Source organism: Microcoleus sp. bin48.metabat.b7b8b9.023, assembly GCF_013299185.1.
Taxonomy (GTDB): Bacteria; Cyanobacteriota; Cyanobacteriia; order Cyanobacteriales; family Microcoleaceae; genus Microcoleus.
The window spans coordinates 75,694-96,464 of the sequence record NZ_JAAFKG010000014.1 but is presented as its reverse complement, the minus strand read 5'-3'; the positions used below and the strand labels follow the sequence as shown (position 1 = coordinate 96,464).

The 20,771-nt window shown below is 45.9% G+C and carries 14 protein-coding genes; 6 read left to right on the top strand and 8 right to left on the bottom strand.

Translation table 11 applies throughout. The annotated features are described in order from the left end of the window. Nucleotides 1-116 precede the first annotated feature (116 nt). Nucleotides 117-740 carry a hypothetical protein gene (locus QZW82_RS10965; protein ID WP_293147917.1) on the top strand — a complete coding sequence of 208 codons (624 nt, stop codon included), beginning with the start codon at nucleotides 117-119 and terminating at the stop codon, nucleotides 738-740. A 1,218-nt stretch (nucleotides 741-1,958) separates the two neighbouring features. Here the strand turns inward: QZW82_RS10965 and metH are convergent. Further along, nucleotides 1,959-5,510, bottom strand: coding sequence for a methionine synthase (gene metH, locus QZW82_RS10960; RefSeq protein ID WP_293147916.1), 3,552 nt, complete (start codon nucleotides 5,508-5,510; stop codon nucleotides 1,959-1,961). A gap of 90 nt (nucleotides 5,511-5,600) precedes the next feature. On the opposite strand from metH, the gene QZW82_RS10955 reads away from it, so the two are divergent. Further along, nucleotides 5,601-6,164, top strand: coding sequence for a type II toxin-antitoxin system Phd/YefM family antitoxin (locus QZW82_RS10955; RefSeq protein WP_293147915.1), 564 nt, complete (start codon nucleotides 5,601-5,603; stop codon nucleotides 6,162-6,164). A 364-nt stretch (nucleotides 6,165-6,528) separates the two neighbouring features. Here the strand turns inward: QZW82_RS10955 and QZW82_RS10950 are convergent, their stop codons facing one another. The 5 genes from QZW82_RS10950 to rsmA form a co-directional block, all read right to left on the bottom strand. Beyond that, on the bottom strand, nucleotides 6,529-7,239 hold the full coding sequence (locus QZW82_RS10950) for a hypothetical protein (protein WP_293147913.1): 711 nt from the start codon (nucleotides 7,237-7,239) through the stop codon (nucleotides 6,529-6,531). Nucleotides 7,240-7,872: 633 nt separating this feature from the next. Continuing rightward, nucleotides 7,873-8,511, bottom strand: coding sequence for a DUF488 family protein (locus QZW82_RS10945; protein WP_293147911.1), 639 nt, complete (start codon nucleotides 8,509-8,511; stop codon nucleotides 7,873-7,875). Between the two features lie 61 nt (nucleotides 8,512-8,572). After that, nucleotides 8,573-8,926 carry a DUF3082 domain-containing protein gene (locus tag QZW82_RS10940; protein ID WP_293147910.1) on the bottom strand — a complete coding sequence of 118 codons (354 nt, stop codon included), beginning with the start codon at nucleotides 8,924-8,926 and terminating at the stop codon, nucleotides 8,573-8,575. Between the two features lie 205 nt (nucleotides 8,927-9,131). Further along, a complete protein-coding gene (ispE, locus tag QZW82_RS10935; RefSeq protein ID WP_293147908.1) occupies nucleotides 9,132-10,109 on the bottom strand; it encodes a 4-(cytidine 5'-diphospho)-2-C-methyl-D-erythritol kinase in 978 nt (325 codons plus the stop codon). 433 nt (nucleotides 10,110-10,542) lie between these two features. Next, nucleotides 10,543-11,364, bottom strand: coding sequence for a 16S rRNA (adenine(1518)-N(6)/adenine(1519)-N(6))-dimethyltransferase RsmA (rsmA, locus tag QZW82_RS10930; protein ID WP_293147963.1), 822 nt, complete (start codon nucleotides 11,362-11,364; stop codon nucleotides 10,543-10,545). A gap of 276 nt (nucleotides 11,365-11,640) precedes the next feature. Here rsmA and galK point away from each other — a divergent pair, with 276 nt between their 5' ends. After that, nucleotides 11,641-12,720 (top strand): galactokinase, encoded by a 1,080-nt coding sequence (galK, locus tag QZW82_RS10925; protein ID WP_293147905.1) that lies wholly within the window; start codon nucleotides 11,641-11,643, stop codon nucleotides 12,718-12,720. Here galK and QZW82_RS10920 read toward each other — a convergent pair. Beyond that, entirely contained in the window at nucleotides 12,710-13,084 is a 375-nt protein-coding gene (locus QZW82_RS10920) for a signal peptidase I (RefSeq protein ID WP_293147903.1), read from the bottom strand. The two genes, galK and QZW82_RS10920, sit on opposite strands and share 11 nt — an antisense overlap. Before the next feature lie 463 nt (nucleotides 13,085-13,547). Further along, complete coding sequence (locus QZW82_RS10915; RefSeq protein ID WP_293147901.1) at nucleotides 13,548-14,183, bottom strand: transposase; 636 nt, start codon at nucleotides 14,181-14,183, stop codon at nucleotides 13,548-13,550. Nucleotides 14,184-14,415: 232 nt separating this feature from the next. Here QZW82_RS10915 and QZW82_RS10910 point away from each other — a divergent pair, with 232 nt between their 5' ends. From QZW82_RS10910 to crtO, 3 genes are all read left to right on the top strand, one after another. Next, on the top strand, nucleotides 14,416-17,226 hold the full coding sequence (locus tag QZW82_RS10910; protein WP_293147899.1) for a COR domain-containing protein: 2,811 nt from the start codon (nucleotides 14,416-14,418) through the stop codon (nucleotides 17,224-17,226). A gap of 491 nt (nucleotides 17,227-17,717) precedes the next feature. Then, nucleotides 17,718-18,497 carry a class I SAM-dependent methyltransferase gene (locus tag QZW82_RS10905; RefSeq protein ID WP_293147897.1) on the top strand — a complete coding sequence of 260 codons (780 nt, stop codon included), beginning with the start codon at nucleotides 17,718-17,720 and terminating at the stop codon, nucleotides 18,495-18,497. Nucleotides 18,498-18,874: 377 nt separating this feature from the next. Next, nucleotides 18,875-20,566, top strand: a complete 1,692-nt coding sequence (crtO, locus tag QZW82_RS10900; protein ID WP_293147895.1) for a beta-carotene ketolase CrtO — start codon at nucleotides 18,875-18,877, stop codon at nucleotides 20,564-20,566. Nucleotides 20,567-20,771: the final 205 nt, after the last annotated feature.

Genomic DNA, 20,771 nt, shown 5'->3' with positions numbered 1-20,771 from the left:
CATAGATACTGGTTATTTCCCCAGGCAGATATGGTTTCTATCAATCTCAGCCACAATCAATGCTTAGGTGAAAGATTGTTAAAAATAAAACCAACTCTCAAAGGAAAGCAATAGCTATGGCATACGTAAATAGACCAGTAGACAACGTTGTTACCGAGCAGACTCTAGTTAAGCCGGTCATGGAATATCACGATTTAGTGCGGTGGGGCCCAATTTTTTCAGGTTTGGTAATTGCAATTGGCACACAACTGGTGTTAAGTGCATTGGGTGCTGCGATCGGTTTGAGCAACATTGCTAATTCAGGAGCTCCCCGCAGTATAGCCGGCAGCGTGGGTACCGGAGTAGGAATTTGGTCAATTATCAGTTTATTAATCAGCTTGGGCGTTGGCGGTTGGGTAACTGCACGCGCTTGCGGCCCGATGAACCGCAGCACCGCGCTTTTGAACGGGGCAATTTTGTGGGCAACTACCTTAACAATTGGCTCTTGGCTGTTAGCAAATGGCGTAGCCGGGACTTTTGGCGTAGTAGCAGCGAATGCCGGAGCAGCGATTAATCAAGCGCAGCAAGGTAATGTGAATCTCCCCAACCAAGCGCCTAGCGTTTCTGCTCAGGATGCTCGCAATATTGCTGAAAATGCCGCGAAAGCTGGTTGGTCATTTTTGTTCGGCTCGTTATTGGGTTTGGTTGCTTCAATGGCTGGAGCATCTGCCGGCGCCCGTACTCCCCGGAATCATTTGTAAAAGTTTGGTCAGACAATCAAACTTCATGTTGATAAAAGCACTTTTTTTAAGGTGCTTTTTTATTTTCTAGGTTCGTAGTCAGGACTTTAGTCCTCTCCAAATGCGGACTAAAGTCCTCACTACAAACCCATAATAGAGGTTCGTATTCAGGACTTTAGTCCTCTCCAAATGCGGACTAAAGTCCTCACTACAAACCCATAATAGAGGTTCGTAGTCAGGACTTTAGTCCTCTCCAAATGCGGACTAAAGTCCTCACTACAAACCCATAATAGAGGTTCGTAGTCAGGACTTTAGTCCTCTCCAAATGCGGACTAAAGTCCTCACTACAAACCCATAATAGAGGTTCGTAGTCAGGACTTTAGTCCTCTCCAAATGCGGACTAAAGTCCTCACTACAAACCCATAATAGAGGTTCGTAGTGAGGACTTTAGTCCTCTCTAAATGCGGACTAAAGTCCTCACTACAAACCAGTTAGTCCTCTCCAAATGCGGACTAAAGTCCTCACTACAAACCCATAATAGAGGTTCGTAGTCAGGACTTTAGTCCTCTCCAAATGCGGACTAAAGTCCTCACTACAAACCCATAATAGAGGTTCGTAGTCTCACTACAAACCCATAATAGAGGTTCGTAGTCAGGACTTTAGTCCTCTCCAAATGCGGACTAAAGTCCTCACTACAAACCCATAATAGAGGTTCGTAGTCAGGACTTTAGTCCTCTCCAAATGCGGACTAAAGTCCTCACTACAAACCAGTTAGTCCTCTCCAAATGCGGACTAAAGTCCTCACTACAAACCAGTTAGTCCTCTCCAAATGCGGACTAAAGTTCTCACTACAAACCCATAATAGAGGTTCGTAGTCAGGACTTTAGTCCTCTCCAAATGCGGACTAAAGTCCTCACTACAAACCAGTTAGTCCTCTCCAAATGCGGACTAAAGTCCTCACTACAAACCCATAATAGAGGTTCGTAGTCAGGACTTTAGTCCTCTCCAAATGCGGACTAAAGTCCTCACTACAAACCAGTTAGTCCTCTCTAAATGCGGACTAAAGTCCTCACTACAAACCCATAATAGAGGTTCGTAGTCAGGACTTTAGTTCTCTCCAAATGCGGACTAAAGTCCTCACTACAAACCAGTTAGTCCTCTCCAAATGCGGACTAAAGTCCTCACTACAAACCCGAGGGATTTAAATGCACAACAGATTAGTCCGCGCGCACCAAATAATTAAGCACTGAAGTATTTCGCGGCTGGGTGATAGGTGATAATTGCAGTGGTGGATTGTTCCGGATAAAGCTGTTCGCTTTCATCCATGTACAGGTTTATACGATCGCACTTTAACAAATCTAATTGCTTGTACTGATCCGCCATATTCGGACAAGCCGGATAGCCGAAACTGTAGCGCGAACCGCGATATCGCTGCGCCAGCATATCCCGAATGTTGTCCGGTTCCTCGCTAGCAAAGCCCAATTCTCGGCGAATCCGCGCGTGAGTCCATTCTGCTACCGCTTCCGCTGTCTGTACCGCCAACCCGTGGAAGTAGAGGTAATCGGTATATTGATTGTTAGCAAATAGCTTTTGGGCGTACTCCGTAGCAACTTCTCCCACCGTCGCCACTTGCATCGGAAATACATCGATTTTGCCCGATTCTTTCGGCGCGAAGAAGTCGGCAATGCACAGCCTGCGCGCCGATTTTTGCCGGGGAAATGTCAATGTTGTGGCGGGTGTAGATACATCTTGCCCGTTACTCATAATTTCCGGGTTGTAAATATGCAACGAATTTCCCTCAGCTTGACAAGGAAAATACCCGTAAATTGCTTGGGGATGCAGTAACTTTTCGGTAATAATTTTGTGTTTCCATTCTTCCAGTATGGGATAAACTTTCTCTGCCAAGAAAGCATCGTATTCTTCTCGCGATTGGTCTTTTGGCTTGCGGAATTGCCACTGTCCCGCGACTAATGCTTGCAAATCTAAGTGCCAGAAAAGCTCTTCAAAGGGGATTTCTTCGGGCGATAACAGTTTGGTTCCCCAGAAAGGAGGATTCGGGCGATCGATATTTGCATCAACTGCTTCGGAACGCTTGGTATCAACAATCACCGGAGTGTCTGCCTTCTTCGCATCCTCAACCGCAGTTTCTGCCGAAGTTTTAGCTGCTTTCACCACCCCATTCTCACTCCCAACTTCATCTAAAAATCCAGCCAAATCTTCCCAGTTTCCAGCAGATTTGGCTGGCATCAGTTTGTCCATAAAATGCAAGTCAGAAAACGCATCTTTGCCGTAAACGACTTTACCTTTATAGGTATTTTGGCAGTCTTCATGGACAAACTTGGGAGTCAAAGCAGCACCTCCCAAAATTACGGGGACAGTGATTCCTTTCTGGTTGAATACTTCCAGATTTTCCTTCATAAATGCGGTAGATTTTACCAGCAAGCCACTCATGGCGATACAATCAGCTTTGTGCTTTTCGTAGGCTTCGATGATATTGTCAACTGGCTGTTTAATTCCCAAATTAATTACTCGGTAGCCGTTGTTTGATAGGATAATATCAACTAAGTTTTTGCCGATGTCGTGAACGTCGCCTTTGACAGTTGCAATGATAAATGTGCCTTTAGCATTGTCCCCGGATTCGGACTTTTCCATGTACGGTTCTAAATAAGCAACTGCCGCTTTCATGGTTTCTGCTGACTGCAATACAAATGGCAATTGCATTTGTCCCGATCCGAACAATTCTCCGACTACTTTCATCCCATCTAACAAGAAGGTATTGATAATTTGCAGTGGCGGATAGGTTTCTAATGCTTTGGCTAGTTGGATGTCGAGGCCGATGCGTTCGCCGTCGATGATGTGGCGCTTCAATCGTTCTTCGACGGGGAGGTTTTCGTCTTGGGTACGATCGCGCTTGGTAGTTTTGCCCGCAAACACCGTTGTCAGGTCGCCCAAGGGGTCGTAAACGCAAATATCGCCGTCGAACTCGCGTTGGTCGTAGATCAGTTTGCGGCAGATTTCTTGGTGTTTGGGGTCGATTTTGGCGATCGGCAAAATCTTATTAGCGCTGATAATAGCCGAATCCATCCCCGCCTGCATCGCTTCGTGCAAAAACATGGAATTGAGAACTTGGCGCGCCGCCGGATTCAAGCCAAAGGAAATGTTAGAAACTCCCAAAATCACGTGACATCCCGGCAATTCTTGGCGGATGCGGCGGATGGATTCGATGGTAGCTTTGCCGTTTTTTCGGTCTTCTTCAATCCCGGTAGAAATTGGCAAAGCCAGGGTGTCAAAAAAGAGTTCTGAGGCGGGAATTCCGTAGGCGAGGGCAGCGTTGTAGGCGCGTTGGGCGATCGCAAATTTTTGGTCAGCAGTTCGCGCCATCCCGTCTTCGTCAATCGTCCCGATCACAATCCCCGCGCCGTATTTTTTCGCCAACTCCAAAACTTGATAAAAACGCGGTTCTCCGTCTTCATAGTTGGTAGAATTTAGCAAACATTTGCCGCCCGCCACTTTTAAGCCAGCTTCCATCTTTTCCCACTCGGTGGAATCCAGCATTAAAGGCAGAGTTGCATTAGTCACAACGCGAGAAACTAATTCTTTCATATCGCGCACGCCGTCGCGCCCGACATAATCGACGTTGACATCGAGAACGTGCGCGCCTTCTCGCACTTGTTCTCTAGCCATTGCTACTAAACCGTCCCAGTCTTCAGCGTTTAGCAAATCGCGGCATTTTTTGGAACCGCTAGCGTTGAGTTTTTCCCCGACAATTAAGAAGGAATTTTCTTGTTCGTAGGGTTGGGCGCTATAAATTGAAGCAGCGGCTGGTTCCCAAGTAATTTCGCGAATCTTGGGTTTAAGAGTTGTGCCAATTTCTGACAGTTCGCGGATGTGATCGTAGCGAGTGCCACAGCAGCCGCCGATGACTTGCACGCCTAAGTCTTCGACGAAGCGCATCAAGGCCATTTTTAATTCAATCGGCGTCAGTTTGTAGTGTGCGTGGCCGCCAATGTTTTCGGGTAAACCAGCGTTTGGTACGCAGGAAACCACGAAGGGCGAATGTTCGGATAGATATTTGACGTGTTCCGCCATGCGATCGGGCCCGGTGGCGCAGTTTAATCCTAAAATATCTATGGGATAGGGCTGCAAAATAGCTAAAGCGGCGCTGATGTCGGAACCGACTAACATTGTGCCGGTGGCTTCCATTGTGACTGATACCATTAACGGAATCCGCGCACCTTTTTTCTTAAATACTTCTTCAATGGCATTTAATGCTGATTTAATTTGCAGTACATCTTGACAAGTTTCGACAATAAATAAGTCAACGCCACCGTCATAAAGTCCTTCTGCTTGTTCGGTAAAAGCGGCGGTAAGCGTGTCAAAATCAATGTGTCCTAAGGTTGGCAATTTGGTGCCAGGGCCGATCGATCCTGCGACAAATCTCGGTTTTTCGGGCGTGTCAAATTCTGCTGCGATATTCTTGGCGAGTTCAGCCGCCGTTTTGTTGAGATAATAGGCTTTGTCTGCTAAATCGTACTCCGCGAGCACGATGGAAGCAGCGCCGAAGGTGTCTGTTTCGATGACATCGGCGCCTGCTTCGAGGAATCCTCGGTGCACGATGGCGACTGCTTCCGGCTTGGTGTGCACGAGATATTCGTTACAGCCTTCGTATTCTTTACCGCCGAAGTCTTCTGCGGTGAGGTTTTGGACTTGCAGGTTGGTTCCCATGGCGCCGTCGAAGACGATGACTGGGCGCGAGGGGTGGTGGAGTCGATCGAGAAATTTGCTATTCATCAGCGGTAAAAAGACGTAGGTGCTATATATTTACAATTTTCTCTATTGTGCAATATTGTCAACAATTATGCGTATCTTGAGGAACGACTGATGACTGAAGGATTTAATGCTGCTGACCGTAGTTCGATCGCACCTACGATCTTACCGATCGCCCTGGATAATTGTCAAAATTCTGCTGTGGGCGCGGCTGCGGGCGCTAAACTGGCGATCGACTCTGAGGGGTTTTTCCACTTAACTGTTGAGGAATTTTGCGAAAATGCGATCGCGATCGTGAAACGAGTGATGCAAAAGGGCGATCGTTTTATTTTACAGCAAGCAGGGAAAGATCTAGCTGCGATCGTTCCTGAAACAGAATTTCACAAGCTAGATTATCTGATGGAAACACTCAAACCCTCACAATTCTTTCCTGACGAAGAAGCATATTATGAAGATGAGAGAGGAATCCACTGCATTTACCCGGACGAACTTGTAGAAGACATTGATAATATTTTAGCAGATGTCAAGGAATTCGACGAATTATTTGGCTTATTGCCCACTGAGGAAATGGGAGAAAATATTGATATTTTCATATCTGTAGCTATTCTCATGTCTGTCGATCGTTTTTGGGTACCGGAGTACCTAATCGCCGAGAAATCCCGACTAAAAATGCTATAAGCTTAGTATTAGTAGGGTGTGTCGCCACATAAAATAAGTCGCCTCATAGGGTGTTCTTCAGCTTTGCAAATATGTGTGTAGGGGCGAAGCATGACCGCTGTCAATATAAGATTATAACTAATAAATTATATGCGGTCATGCTTCGCCCTCTTCAAAAACTCAATTTGGCAAGGGCGAAGCATTTCGGCACATAATTTATGAATGAGAACCAGAGATTTACTGCCGAAATGCTTCGCCCCTACGAATATATTTGCAAAAATGAGATGCACCCGTTTCGTAGTGAGGACTTCAGCCCTTGCATTTGATGCGGACTGAAGTCCTCACTACGAACCTTTGACTGTTTAAAAACAATTATAATTTTTCATTATTTCTTTCTCATCTTTCTCTGTGAACCTCTTTTAGGCAAGTGCTTAATTTCACTTTCGGCTGGAACTTCTACTTTTTCTACAATTTCTAAATCCACAATTTCAACCTCGCCTCCGCTGATTTCTTCAGCTTTCTCAACATCCTGCAAATCCTGCTGATGTTCGACTAACTCCAATCCAAATCCAGAATCTAAAATCGGCAATTCATCCATGGCTTCACTAATCTCAGCTTCCCCAACCCCATCGTCAATTTCCGCCGCTAAATCTTCCTCAATTTCTTGACTAATTTGAGTTTCTCTAATTTCCTTCTCAACTAACTGCAACGATAACTGCTGGTTTTCCCTTGACAAATGCTCAATCTGAGTCGCTTGAATTCTAAGCTGTTCATTCAAAACGCGAATTTCTCGGTTTTGCTGCTGAATCATTTCTTCGCCATCAGCAATAGTTCGATTTCTCTCTAATATGACTTCATTTCTAGTTTCTAATTCCAAAGCGCTCATTGCTGCTTTAATTACATTATAAAAATGCGGCTTAGACACATCAACTTGTTTAGCATTATGGCGACTTTTCCCCAAAAGTCCAATCTTTTCTCCTTGCTTGACAGCCAACACAAAACCTTGATGATTTTTAATTTTTAATTCTTTGACAAAATCAACTTGAACTAAGCTGCAAATATATCTGTGACAGTCATAATAAAATTCTGCTTTCATGAAAAAGCACCCCTTTCTGCTACAGTCCCGCAGAATTATAGCACGAAGAATGTTAAATCTCGAACAAAATCTCTAAACCTATGCCGCGCGCCGATCGCCCTACCATAATTTCAAATGTATGCGATGTCAAGAGTTGTTACTAAAATTAATCAAAAATCAAGAATCGATCGCCATTTCAATCAAAACGCCAGCTAATCAATAATAAATAATATCTTCCTCCAACTCAATCACACCCGCAATCAACTTCTAACAAGTTCTAACAAGGATTATCTCCTTACATTAATAAAGATGAGGTATGTTGTTGGGCTTGGGCCCTTCTTCGTTTAAGGGTTATAGAAGCTGTCAGTCATACCTCATGTTTTTGAGAAAGGCTATAGAATTTATCAGAAAGATGAGGTATAACTGTAAATAGAATTTTTGATGTTGCCTCGCTTACTATCTAATAAATATAAGAGGGCTGAAGCCCAACAACGTACCTAACTCCGGCAAATCGAGTTTTTGATTGATGTTGCCTCACTTAGTATCTAATAAATATAAGAGGGCTGAAGCCCAACAACGTACCTAACTCCGGCTTTTATCAAAGTATCAAAAAATTGCTCGGCACTTTTTTGAGTAAAACCAATTGTAAATAAATTAATTGCTTTCTTTGGTGACATACGCGATTTCCAATCCGTAACGATAATAAGCTGTTTCTAAATCAACTATTTCATCTTTAACTTGAGGTTCTAATTCAAACAAGCTTAACTGAATTGGCTGATTGTTGTTTTTACCTTTGTTTTTACCTTTGTTAAACTTGCTCAAAAGTCTTGCTTCTACATCCTGGTGCGATTCTACACTGCCATCGGACAGAATATGATTTATTTGCAAATTAAATTCCTTGAGTTTGTGGCAAACTAAAATAGTGCGGTGACAAGTAATCGGGTCTTTTTCCGCACACATTAAACTAATTTTATAATTAGTGGTGCCTTTGAGCAAGCGTTGAATTCCTGAGGCAAATAGAGGAGTCGCTGCTATGCGATCGTACAAAGCTTTACCGCTAGTATCGTAACAGCTTAAGTCTTCCGGCCTCGCACCCAATTCTTGCCCCAAAAAAACATATTGAATGCCCGCAGCAGACAGAGAATCTGTAATTTCTGATTTATTAAAATGAGGTAAATAGCGGCTGAAAGGATGCGATCGCACGTCCGCAACCGCTGTGATTCCGTGTTGTTGTAACAGCAAAATAAACGCTTCAATACTGTGATTGGAGTGTCCGATCGTAAATAATTCCATTGTTTCGATCTTACTATTAAGTATTCAGCTTGCAGGCGAGATTTTCTGTGGGCTGATAGTTTCAAGCTGCGGGTTTCTTCACCAGCTTTTGAATCCCAATTTGCAAACCCAGCAGCATTAAACCGACAGCCGCCAGCCCAAAAACGCCCGTACCTAAAGCCACCATTCCCACTACTAAAGTTCGCACGGCGACACTAATTTTAAGCACAGTAATATTGGCGGAATGCAGCGGCTTGCTAGCAAAATTTAGAGCGATCGACATAGTTAGCGAATACAAACCAAAAGCGAACACACTCGCGATCAGCGAACCAATCACGCACCGCAAAACAGTCGGCTGCTTGGGAGATACAGGCGTTATATCCCGCGCCGAACTTAGAGGTTCAGAAGTAGAATTTGGATTAGTTAAATCAGCCATGGCGATTTTAGATTTTAGATTTTAGATTTTAGATTTCTGGTTAATTTACCAAAACTAAAATCGGTGTTTCATGTCATTTTATCAGTTCTGCGACCTTAATAGACTCCGCGCAAAGTTAGATTCATTTTTGCCGTTAGCGCAGCCCTCGGAGAGGATCGCCCCCACTGACATTTAAACGACGATCGCGATCGCACCCGACAGCGAGTTACACCCTCACAATCGGCGGTTTCGTGTCATTTCCTTCCGAAAAAATCCGAATCCCAGTATTGCTAAACTTTGCTACCCAAAAATCCAAATCAGGAGAAGCGATCGCACTTTTCACCCGTTCCAGAACTTGCTGAGCCTGCTCTGGAGACTCACAGAGTGCAAACACCGTCGGCCCGGAACCAGACATCATCGCACCCAAAACCCCCGCCGACTCAAAAGCCTCCCGCAATTGCAACACCTGCGGGTACACGGGTAAAGCAACTTTTTCTAAATCGTTGTGCAGCAATTGACCAATTTTCGATCGATCTTTTTGCGCGATCGCCCCCACCATCGGCCCTGAATGCAGCCTTTGGCGCCGACATTCCAAATCTTCGGGCGCACAATAGGAACTACTGAACTGTTTGCGATAAGTTTGATACGACCATGCAGTAGAAATACTGAGATTGCGAAACTTCGCCAGCACCACACAAAAACCACCCAGATCGGGCAGGGGAGAGAGTTTATCCCCACGACCTGTTGCCAGAGCCGTACCTCCTCCAATGCAAAAAGGCACATCAGAACCCAGAGTTCCGCCCAACTCTTGCAACTCCGATTGAGTGAGTCCCAATTGCCACAGCAAGTCCATCCCGACTAAAACTGCGGCAGCATTTGCAGAACCGCCGGCGAGCCCCGCGGCCACCGGAATCTGCTTGTGAATGGCAATCTCGACTCCGCCGTATTTCGCCAAAGCATCTGGAAATTGCTGCGCCAACAAATCCGCCGCCCGATAAGCCAGATTATTCTTGTCCGGGGGGACTTGGGGGTGATCGCAGCGCACGCGGATCGTGTCCGTTCCGATCGCGCGCAAGTCAATTCGATCGGCCAAATCTATGCTTTGAAGCACCATCGCCAGTTCGTGATATCCGTCGGGGCGATCGCCTATTATCTCCAAATACAGATTGATTTTTGCTGAAGCTAGCAGAGAATATGAACGCATAGGTGATTAAGCCGCGGGTGAAAGAAACCCCTGGTTGAAGAAATTAATTGACACCAGTCAGACTACATTTTCTCACAACTCAAAGGAAATATTATGCAGGAAATGTGGAAAACTTTTTTTAGTTCGGGGTCATTTATTCCCCACGGGCACTGTTATCGATGGCAGACCAAGTTAGTCTGGCTGCACGTAGCCTCAGATTCAATAATCGCGATCGCCTATTTCTCGCTCCCGATTACACTGGTTTACTTTATTTCCAAACGCGAAAGTCATTAGTCATTATTCATCAGTCATGTTTTGCGAGTAAACAAGAGTTCGCGAACGTTATTAATCATCAGTCATCAGTAGACTTTTTGCATAAATCTTTGATTGATAGGCGAACCGCAGATGCAACCCAGATTATTTCCAGATAAGAAAGCTTGGGAGTGCAAGAATTCTAGTCATCGGCACACAAATTATTGCTCAAATTTACCCATTGCGCCACGCTTAAATCTTCAGCGCGAGATTGAGGATTTATCTGTAACTTTTCTAACAATTGAACGAGTTTATCTAAATCCACAGATCCTTTTAAATTATTACGCAGCATCTTGCGCTTGCTGCCAAATCCCAACTTGACTAAAGTCTCTAAATAACGCGGATTAACTGCTGGCGTTTCTATCACTCGGGGCAGCAGCCGCACCACGGCGGAATCGACTTTTGGAGGCGGATAAAAGTCTCTAGACGGCACATCGCAAATTAACTCGCATTCTGCTAAATACTGCACCCGCACCGACAAAGCGCCAAAAGCTGTCGAACCAGGTTTAGCGTAAAGCCTTTGGGCTACTTCTTTCTGCACCAACAGGACGATCGCATCGAAGGGTTTCGCAACCGGCACAGATATCGTTCCCAGCAGTTTTTGCAGGATGGGGCCGGTGATATTGTAGGGAATGTTGGCAACAACTTTATTGGGATCTTGGAATTTGGGAAAGGCGATTAGTTCAGCCTCTAAATCCATTTCCAGAAAATCGCCTTGTAGCAGTAAAAAGTTGTCGTTTTTGCCTAGTTGCTTGGCAAGTTTTAGGCACAAATCTCGATCGATCTCCACCGCAACAACAGACTCAGCCGCAGCAAGCAAGGGCCGAGTCAGAATCCCAGTGCCCGGCCCGATTTCCAGGACGCGATCGCCCGACAAACTTGCCGCTTTGACAATCTTATCTAAGGCTTTCTCGCTTTTGAGCCAATGTTGAGCAAACTGTTTCCGGGGTCTGGTCGATCGCATTTTTTGAATTCTTGGAGAAATCTTAGCCTGCCATTCTATCACAACCCATATTTTTTCCCAAGCTAAAGTTATGTTTATTTTTGTAAACAGGGGTTGAATTCAGCAAAAAACTTAGGCATCATAAAATGATTAACGATAAAAAATAAGTTTATTTCTTCCCAATTCCCTTGATTGACGACACGGAAGTCACGGATACACGGATAGCTGTTTTTCCAAATAACCAATAACAAATAACCAATAACAAATAACCAATAACCAATTCCCAATTCTCCCAAAATGAAATTCCAACGAGTATTTGGTACATTACCCCAAACCCAAGCCAGCGCGCCCGGAAGAGTAAATATGCTGGGCGAACACACAGACTACAACGATGGATTTGTACTTCCGACTGCGATTGGGCAGCGCACAACAGTACAAATTGGCTTCAGCAGCGATACCCGACACCATTTTTATTCAGCCGAATATGACGAACTCATAAATTTTTCAGACGACGATACCATACCGCAAAAATTCGTCAGTTATATCTGCGGCTGCATCCGACTTTTAGAAAAAGAAGGGTACAAAATACCACCAATAAATCTCTACATTACCTCCGATGTGCCGATCGGCGCCGGTTTGTCCAGCAGCGCCGCTTTAGAAATAGCCACCCTCAGAGCAATCCGCGCGCTGCTGAACCTCCCCCTAGACGACGTGCGGCTGGCTCAAATCGGACAGCTAACCGAAATCCGGTATGCCGGGGTGAACTGTGGCATCATGGATCAAATGGCGTCGAGTTTAGCAGACACCAAAACGATGCTATTTCTCGACACCCGCAGCCTCGAATACCGCGCGCTACCTTTTCCCACAGGCACAGAAATTTTAGTCATTGACAGCGGTGAAAGCCACAAGCTAGCAGCCGGAAGCGGCTACAACCAGCGGCGTGCTGAGTGCGAAGAATCCGCCCGGATATTGGGAGTTAAAGCCCTTAGGGATATCACCGATCCCAAAGCAGTGGAAGTATTGCCGGAACCCCTAAAAAGGCGATCGCGCCACGTCGTCACCGAAAACAACCGCGTGCTGCAAGCTGTAAAATCTTTACCAGCCGAACGTTTCGGCGATTTAATGAATGCTTCCCATGCGAGTTTGCGCGACGACTACGAAGTTTCGGTGGTTGCAGTAGATGCCTTGGCGGCAATCTTGCAGTCAATCCCCGGAGTTTTCGGCGCGAGGCTGACGGGCGGAGGTTTTGGTGGTGCTTGTGTTGCACTGGTTAAGAGTGGGAAAGCCGATGTTATTGCATCAGAGGCGATCGATCGCTACCAGCGGGCGGGTTATAATGGTCGCGTTTTAGTTCCCGAAGTTCAAGTTAATTCTTAATCGCAGAACTATCTCCCGACACCGAAGGCCACCGCACAGTCACGATAACCGAATCCTCCTCGGCCGACCAATAATGAGGCACTCCCGGCAGCCAGAGAGCATAATCTCCTTCACAACACAGCAAGATTTCTTGCGAAGGAAATTGCAAGCGAAACCGCCCTTTTACCAGAATAGAAAGCGTAGTTGCTGCCGCATTTACCGCCCACTGAGTCCTGCAATCTCCCGCTGTGTGAACGCCCCATTTTACCTCTAACGCAGAAGTCGATCGCGCGTCATCTTCGGGCGTTATAAAGTGACCCGCAAACCAACCGCCGCGACTTGCACCTTCAGCACCCGCATTTCCAAAAATCACTTCAGGTGGCATCAGCTAATAATCTAACAAATAAATATTTTAGTAACACAAACTCAAGAGTTCGCAGTAAGGACTTTAGTCCTAAACACAACAGGCAATCGATCTTTAGGTACGTAGTTGCGCTTCAGCGCTCTTTCATAGATCTGCAAAGAGCGCTAAAGCGCAACTACGTACCTTTATTTGATGTGACAACGGTTTGTAGTAATGACTTTAGTCCTAAACACAATGGTCACTCCACAGATAAATCTGGGAGATCGAACTAAGGTCTAAAATCTTGGGATACCCACGACAGCCCTGCGGGGACTTCCGTTTTTGGGCGGGTCAATTAATCGTGAAAAACAGCAGCAAAAAGAGCCACCCAAACAGAGCCATCGAAACTGGGAGCATCTCAGTTTTTCATTTATAGCGGATCTAGCTCTCATATGAGGTATGTTGTTGGGCTTTGGCCCTCTTGGTTTAAGGGTTGTGTGGGCTGTCAGTTATACCTCATCTTTTTGAGAAAGGCTATATATAGTGCTGTCCCCGGTCGCGAGTTGTACAATACGCGAGCGGGGACAGCACTATAATAAAAAAAATGCTTTTTACAAAATTGAGATGCTCCCACATGAATCGCCTCAAACCGTCCCTGAAAAAGTGAACCAACTCTTTGATAGCGTTTATTAATAGCCTTGGCATAAGACAGAGTAAATGCCTGCATCAGGTTAGAAAAACGATTAGTTTTCAGGTAAACCAATAAATGATAGTGGTTCGGCATCAAAAATTGTCGCAGAAACCCGGTTTCTTGGATTTGGGGGCGATCGCGCAGGGCCTCAGAAACCGGGTTTCTCTCCAAAATCTGGTGGGGATGCGAAAATTGTCGCAGAAACCCGGTTTCTTGGATTTGGGGGCGATCGCGCAGGGCCTCAGAAACCGGGTTTCTCTCCAAAATCTGGTGGGGATGCGAAAATTGTCGCAGAAACCCGGTTTCTTGGATTTGGGGGCGATCGCGCAGGGCCTCAGAAACCGGGTTTCTCTCCAAAATCTGGTGGGGATGCGAAAATTGTCGCAGAAACCCGGTTTCTTGGATTTGGGGGCGATCGCGCAGGGCCTCAGAAACCGGGTTTCTCTCCAAAATCTCGGTGAGGAGGCGTAAATCCTCGCAGAAACCCGGTTTCTTGTACTAAGCCCAGGGACTCAAAAACCCGGTTTAGCTCGTTTACTCCAACCTCACGAATCGCCAAAATATTCGTGTTATTTTGTATTGAGATTAAGGAATATTCAAAATCAAATGATGTCTCAAGATCGCCCTTTCATCTCAAAGGTAGATCGCACTTATATACAAAAATCAAAACCAGGAATTGGCAATGTTAGAAACTGAGGGCGATCGCAAAGCATATCAACGCATTGGAAAGGCAAGGCGAGAGGGAGCAAGAACACTCTATCTTGGGAACCTGCAACTGAAGAAACTGCCAAAGTCGATCGCATCTCTCACTCAGTTGCGAACGCTTTACCTTGACAACAACCAATTGAAGGAACTACCAGAGGCGATCGCCTCCCTCACGCAGTTGCAATGGCTTGACCTCAACAATAATCAACTGACGCAACTGCCAGAGGCGATCTCCTCTCTCATCCAGTTGCAATGGATTAATCTCAGCAACAACCAATTGAGAGAACTGTCAGACGCGATCGCATCTCTCGCCCAGTTGCAAACGCTTAACCTTTCCAACAACCAACTGACGGAACTGCCAGAGGCGATCGCCTCCCTCACCCAGTTGCAATTGCTTAACCTCCACAACAACCCTCTCAATCCAGACCTCGCCGCCGCCTATGAACAAGGCACGAAAGCCGTCTTGCAATACCTGGAGGCAAAGGCAGAAGGAGAAATCACCCTAAATGAAGCCAAACTGATTTTGATCGGTGAAGGCGAAGTAGGCAAAAGTTGTCTCTTAGGCGCATTGCGAGAAGATGAATGGCTAGAAAATCGTGACACCACACACGGCATTGAAATTAAGCCAGTTATTGTCACCCATCCCGACACCGACACAGAAATATCCCTCAATGGTTGGGATTTTGGCGGCCAACCCGTTTATCGACCCACACACCAGTTGTTTTTCAGTGCACCAGCCGTGTATCTGGTGGTGTGGAAGCCACGAGAAGGCCCCCAGCAGGGCTTTGTCAAAGAGTGGATTACCCTGATCAAGCATCGCGAACCAGATGCCAAAGTGCTAGTAGTCGCCACCCACGGCGGCCCCGGACAGCGACAACCCGACATTGACAGACAGGAAATTTGCGATCGATTCGGCAGCGATACGGTGCTCGGCTTCTTCCATGTCAACAGCAAACCCGACGCTCAGAACTCCCGCAACGGCGTGGCAGAATTAAAAAGTGCGATCGCTAGTGTCGCCGCCTCTCTTCCCGAAATGGGACGTTCCGTTCCCGCAAAATGGCAGCGAGTGCGGGAAATCTTGCAGACAAACGACAAAGCCTATCTCCCCTACGATGAAGTTATTGCCATTTGTGATCGACACGGAATCGATAAAGAACAAGCAGAACTTTTCCTTCGCATTTCCCATACTTTGGGGCATATCATTCATTACCATTACGATCCAATACTGCGAAATATTGTTATCCTTAAACCCGACTGGTTAGCAAAGGCAATTAGTTTCGCACTCGACGATGAATTAACCCGCCGCCGCAACGGTTTAGTAGACTTTGACCATCTGGGTGAATTATGGAGCAATCCCCCGTTTCCAGGCGAGAATGGCTATCCGAAAGAACTACATCCCATCTTTCTCAAGCTGATGGAACGCTTCGATTTATCTTACCGCGTGGTGCTCGACCCAACTAAACCCAGCAACACCAGTTTGATTGCTCAACTCGTACCCGATACGCGCCCGGAATTGCCCGATTGGGGACAGCAACCGGAAGCCGGAGACAGACAACAAGTGCAAATCTGCCAGATTGTGGACGATCGAGGACAACTTGCAGTAGCAGAAGGATTGTTTTATCAGTTGATTGTGCGCTTGCACAAATACTCGCTGGGGCGATGCAATTACGAAAAAAGTATTCATTGGAAACGGGGTTTGATGCTTGACAACGACTACAACGGTCGGGCATTGCTGGAATATATTGATACTGATGTCAAAATCACCGTGCGGGCAGCTTATCCAGAACGGTTTTTGTCTTATCTCACCCAAGAGATTAAATGGCTAGTCGAGAATTTCTGGGAAGGATTGCGATGTAATGTGATGGTTCCCTGCATTGCGCCTTGCGGTAAAAATTTGCCTGGAAACGGGCTATTTGAAGTAGAGAAACTAATTGAGAGTAAAAAGAAGCACCGTCATGATTATCCCTGTCCGATTTCAGGCTGCGGTGAATGGCAAAATATTGATTCTTTGCTGAATAACGCGCCAATTGCTCCACCTCCATCTCAAGAAATCGGCATTCAGCAGTTTCGCACTATTGTTAAAGATGAGCTAAAAATCATCCGCGAAGATTTAGTAACTTTCGATAGTCGAAATCAACAACGATATCAGTCATTGTCTCAGGAACAGCGGATTATTCTCAGCAAAGTCGATGAGGAATTTGCGTCGCTGATGCAAATGCTCACGGATGAAGCGAAAGATGGGCCGCGTTTGTTCAGTTTCAAGCCGATCGATCCAAGCTTTTTCGATCGCCCAAAATGGATTAGTACAAAATTGCAAATTACTCTCTGGTGCGAACACTCTCGTCAACCGCTTCCCGCCTTAAATCCTCACGACAAGCAGAAAGGAGTTTATGAATTGGAAGTATCGCGCGCATGGTTTACCAAAGCAGCCCCCTATCTCAAACTTTTGACCGGAACCCTGAGTCTAGTCTTACCTGTCGCAGCCTCGGCAACAAAGTTCATGCTAGACGAAGCCACCTACAAAGGCATTGAAGAGGAACTCGATTTAGGACAAAAAAGCATCGAGTCTACCTTGAAAGTCAGCGATTTAGCTACTAATTCATCTACCGAAAATGATATCCCAGATTGGCAACAAGGCGACTCAGCGATCGTGGCAAAAGGCTCGATTTTGCGAGAATTACACGCGCTGCTAAAAGCCAAAGATCCTGGCTTTGGTGGTTTAGTTCGAGTGCAGAATAGACGGCGCGAATTCCTGTGGGTTCACGAGCAGTTTGTAGGTGAGTATTAATATATAGCGGTTCTCAGAAAGATGAGGTATGTTGTTGGGCTTTAGCCCTCTTTGTCTGGGAGGTTATGTAACCTGTCAGCCATACCTCACCTTTTCGAGAAAGGCTATAGCGATCGTAAATCATTTGTCAATTTCTTGCTCCCTCCCCTTAGTAAGGGGAGGGCTGGGGTGGGGTTAAAAATTTACGATTCCTGCAAGGATTCCTATATTGTTCTCCGATCGCCCGTTTTGCGCTACGATCGAACTATGATTCGGCGATTAAAATCGCTTCTACAAAAACGAAGTCCGCCTTCGCGGACTAAGAAAATAAATAATTTACCAACCCGGATTTGGTATGATTACTGATGGCTAATAACTAATGACTGATATAGCCTGTCTCAGAAAGATGAGGTATGACTGACAGCTTATATAACCGCTTGAATCCAGAGGGCTGAAGCCCAACAACGTACCTAATCTTTGTGAGAACCGCTATAACTCATAACTAATAACTAATGACTCATAACTCCCAACCACCACTTTACGAGATGAATCCACTCGATCGATTTTCCGATCGCGCTACGGATTATGTCAAATACCGCCCGAGTTATCCAGCCGCTGCGATCGATGCGATTTTAGCAGGAGTTGGGGAACCTTCACAGTTAACCGCAGCCGATATCGGTGCAGGTACGGGCATTTCTTCCCGTTTGTTAGCAGAAAGAGAGGTTCGAGTATTAGCAATAGAACCCAATGCCGAGATGAGACAAGCGGCTGCACCTCATACTTTGGTAGAGTTTAGAGATGGAACTTCCGAAGCTACTAATTTGCCTGAGAGATCGATCGATTTAGTCGCGTGTTTCCAGTCTTTCCATTGGTTCAATCCAGTTTTAACTTTACCAGAATTTCGGCGAATTCTCAAGCCATCGGGAAGGTTGGCTGTAGTTTGGAATTTGCGCGATCGCACGGATGCGCTGACAGAGGGCTACACTCAAATTGTTAAGAGCGCTTCCCAGAGCTATCCTGCCCAAAAGCACGATCGCTCGATCGAACCAATACTTGCGAGTGCAGATTTTACTTGTGTGCGATCGATCGAATTTGCTAATAGACAAGATTTAGATTTAGCAGGGTTAATCGGGCGGGCACAAAGCTCATCTTATATGCCGAACTCCGGGCCTCCATTGCAGAAACTTATCTCGGATTTAACCGAACTTTATCAAGCTCACTCCGACGATCGCGGCTTTGTTTCATTGGTTTACAAAACAATAGTTTATCTGGGAAATCCTACGGATTGTTAATTTTTTGTGTAATACAGATAAGTTCAAATTTCTGTGATATAATGCTGGGCAAATTGGCGTGGCGAGCGATCGTTCAGTTGACAGTTGACAGTTGACAGTTGACAGTTGAGAGCGACCTCTACCTGGCAGGAAGAGGATTGGAGTAATGAATAGTCTTATTTTAATTTCTCCCGATCGGGGTTGCGGCTTGAAACCAATTCTTTCTGGTAAATTCAAGAAGAAATAAAGGCGATCGCACAGCAGCACTAAGTCAAAACTACATCTTTTGTAAGATGCTCAAACTACTCTTTTAAGATGAATCTATTTCTATTGATAGAAACCGCAAAGTTGTTAATTTTTGTAAAATGAGCAAAACATCCCATCCCAGAGTTTCATCTATGCAAACGTATGATGTGATTATCATAGGAGCAGGTCACAACGGGCTTGTCTGTGCGTCTTATCTCCTCAAAGCTGGATATACCGTTCTTTTGTTAGAAAAACGTTCGGTTCCCGGCGGTGCCGCCACGACTGAAGCTGCGATTCCCGAATTGCCGGATTTTAAATTTAATCTGTGCGCGATCGACCACGAATTTATCCATTTAGGGCCAGTTGTAGAAGAATTAGAACTGGAAAAATATGGTTTAGAATATCTTTACTGCGATCCGGTTGCCTTTTGTCCGCATCCCGACGGTAAATATTTTTTAGCGCACACTTCTGTAGAAAAAACCTGTGCGGAAATTGCCCGCTACAATGAGCGCGATGCTAAAAAATATGCCGAATATACAGATTTTTGGCAGCGGGCTGTAAGTGCGATGATGCCGATGTTTAACGCACCGCCAAAGTCTCTAATAAATATTGCCGGCAATTACGATATTGCCAAACTCAAAGACTTATTTTCAGTCATCGGTTCCCCAGAGAAAACGCTGGACTTTATTCGCACGATGATTACCAGTGCGGAGGATCTTCTTAACGAATGGTTTGATGAGGAATTTATTAAAGCACCTCTCGCCCGATTGGCATCAGAATTAGGCGCGCCTCCTTCCCAAAAAACCATTGCTATAGGCGCAATTATGATGGCGATGCGCCACAATCCGGGGATGGCGAGGCCGCGGGGAGGAACGGGTGCGTTGGTGCAAGCATTAGTCAATTTGGTGAAAAGCTATGCGGGTGTTATACTTACCGACCAGCACGTCGAGAAAATATTAGTTGATAACGGCCGCGCTGTCGGTGTTAGAGTTGCAGGCGGCACAGAATATCGAGCGACTAAAGGCGTCATTTCTAATATTGATGCGAAGCGTTTGTTTCTGCACTTGATGGACTCCAGCGATGTTGACAGTGCCGATCCGAATTTGCGGGAAAGATTGGAGCGCAAAATTGTCAATAATAATGAGACAATTCTGAAAATAGATTTAGCTCTCAATGAGGTACCTAAGTTCGATCGCTGGAACCATAAAGACGAATATTTAATGGGTTCTGTGTTGATTGCTGATTCGGTGAAACACGTAGAAATTGCTCACACCGAGCCTGCGATCGGCAAAATCCCCGATTCCGATCCGTCGATGTATGTCGTGTTTCCGACGGTACGAGACCCGTCAATGGCTCCCCCCGGACACCATACGGCTTGGATTGAATTTTTTGCTCCCTACCAAATCGAAAATGCTGAAGGAACCGGCCAGCACGGTACGGGTTGGACGGATGAGCTGAAAAACAAAGTTGCCGATCGCTGCATTGACAAATTAGCAGAATACGCACCCAATATCAAGAACTCAATTATCGGCCGCCGCGTGGAAAGTCCGGCGGAATTGGGAGAGCGTTTGGGGGCGCTGAAGGGGAATTATTACCACGTTGACATGACGCTGGATCAGATGATATTTTTCCGTCCGTTACCCGAGTTGGCTAATTACAAAACGCCGATCGACGGTTTGTTCCTCACCGGTGCGGGCACGCACCCCGGCGGCTCGATTTCGGGGATGCCGGGACGCAATACTGCTCGCGTGTTCATGCACTCGCAGCAGCCGATCGCGCAAATTTTAGCGGATGCGGCTAATTCTCTGAAATCGACGGCTAAGTCGGTGTTTCGGATTAATTAGAAGTAAGATTTTTAGCAACCGCAGATAGATGAACGCGGATAAACGCAGAGCGACGCAGATGAATCATCTTGATATTTGCGTTGCTCTGTGTTTTGTTTGTTATTTGTACGAGTATGCTATTTCAGGACAATCCGACTCGCGCGTTTTATATATTGGAAAAAACGGGCAAATCAATTAAAAAGTCATTCTTCTTGCCTATCGCCCC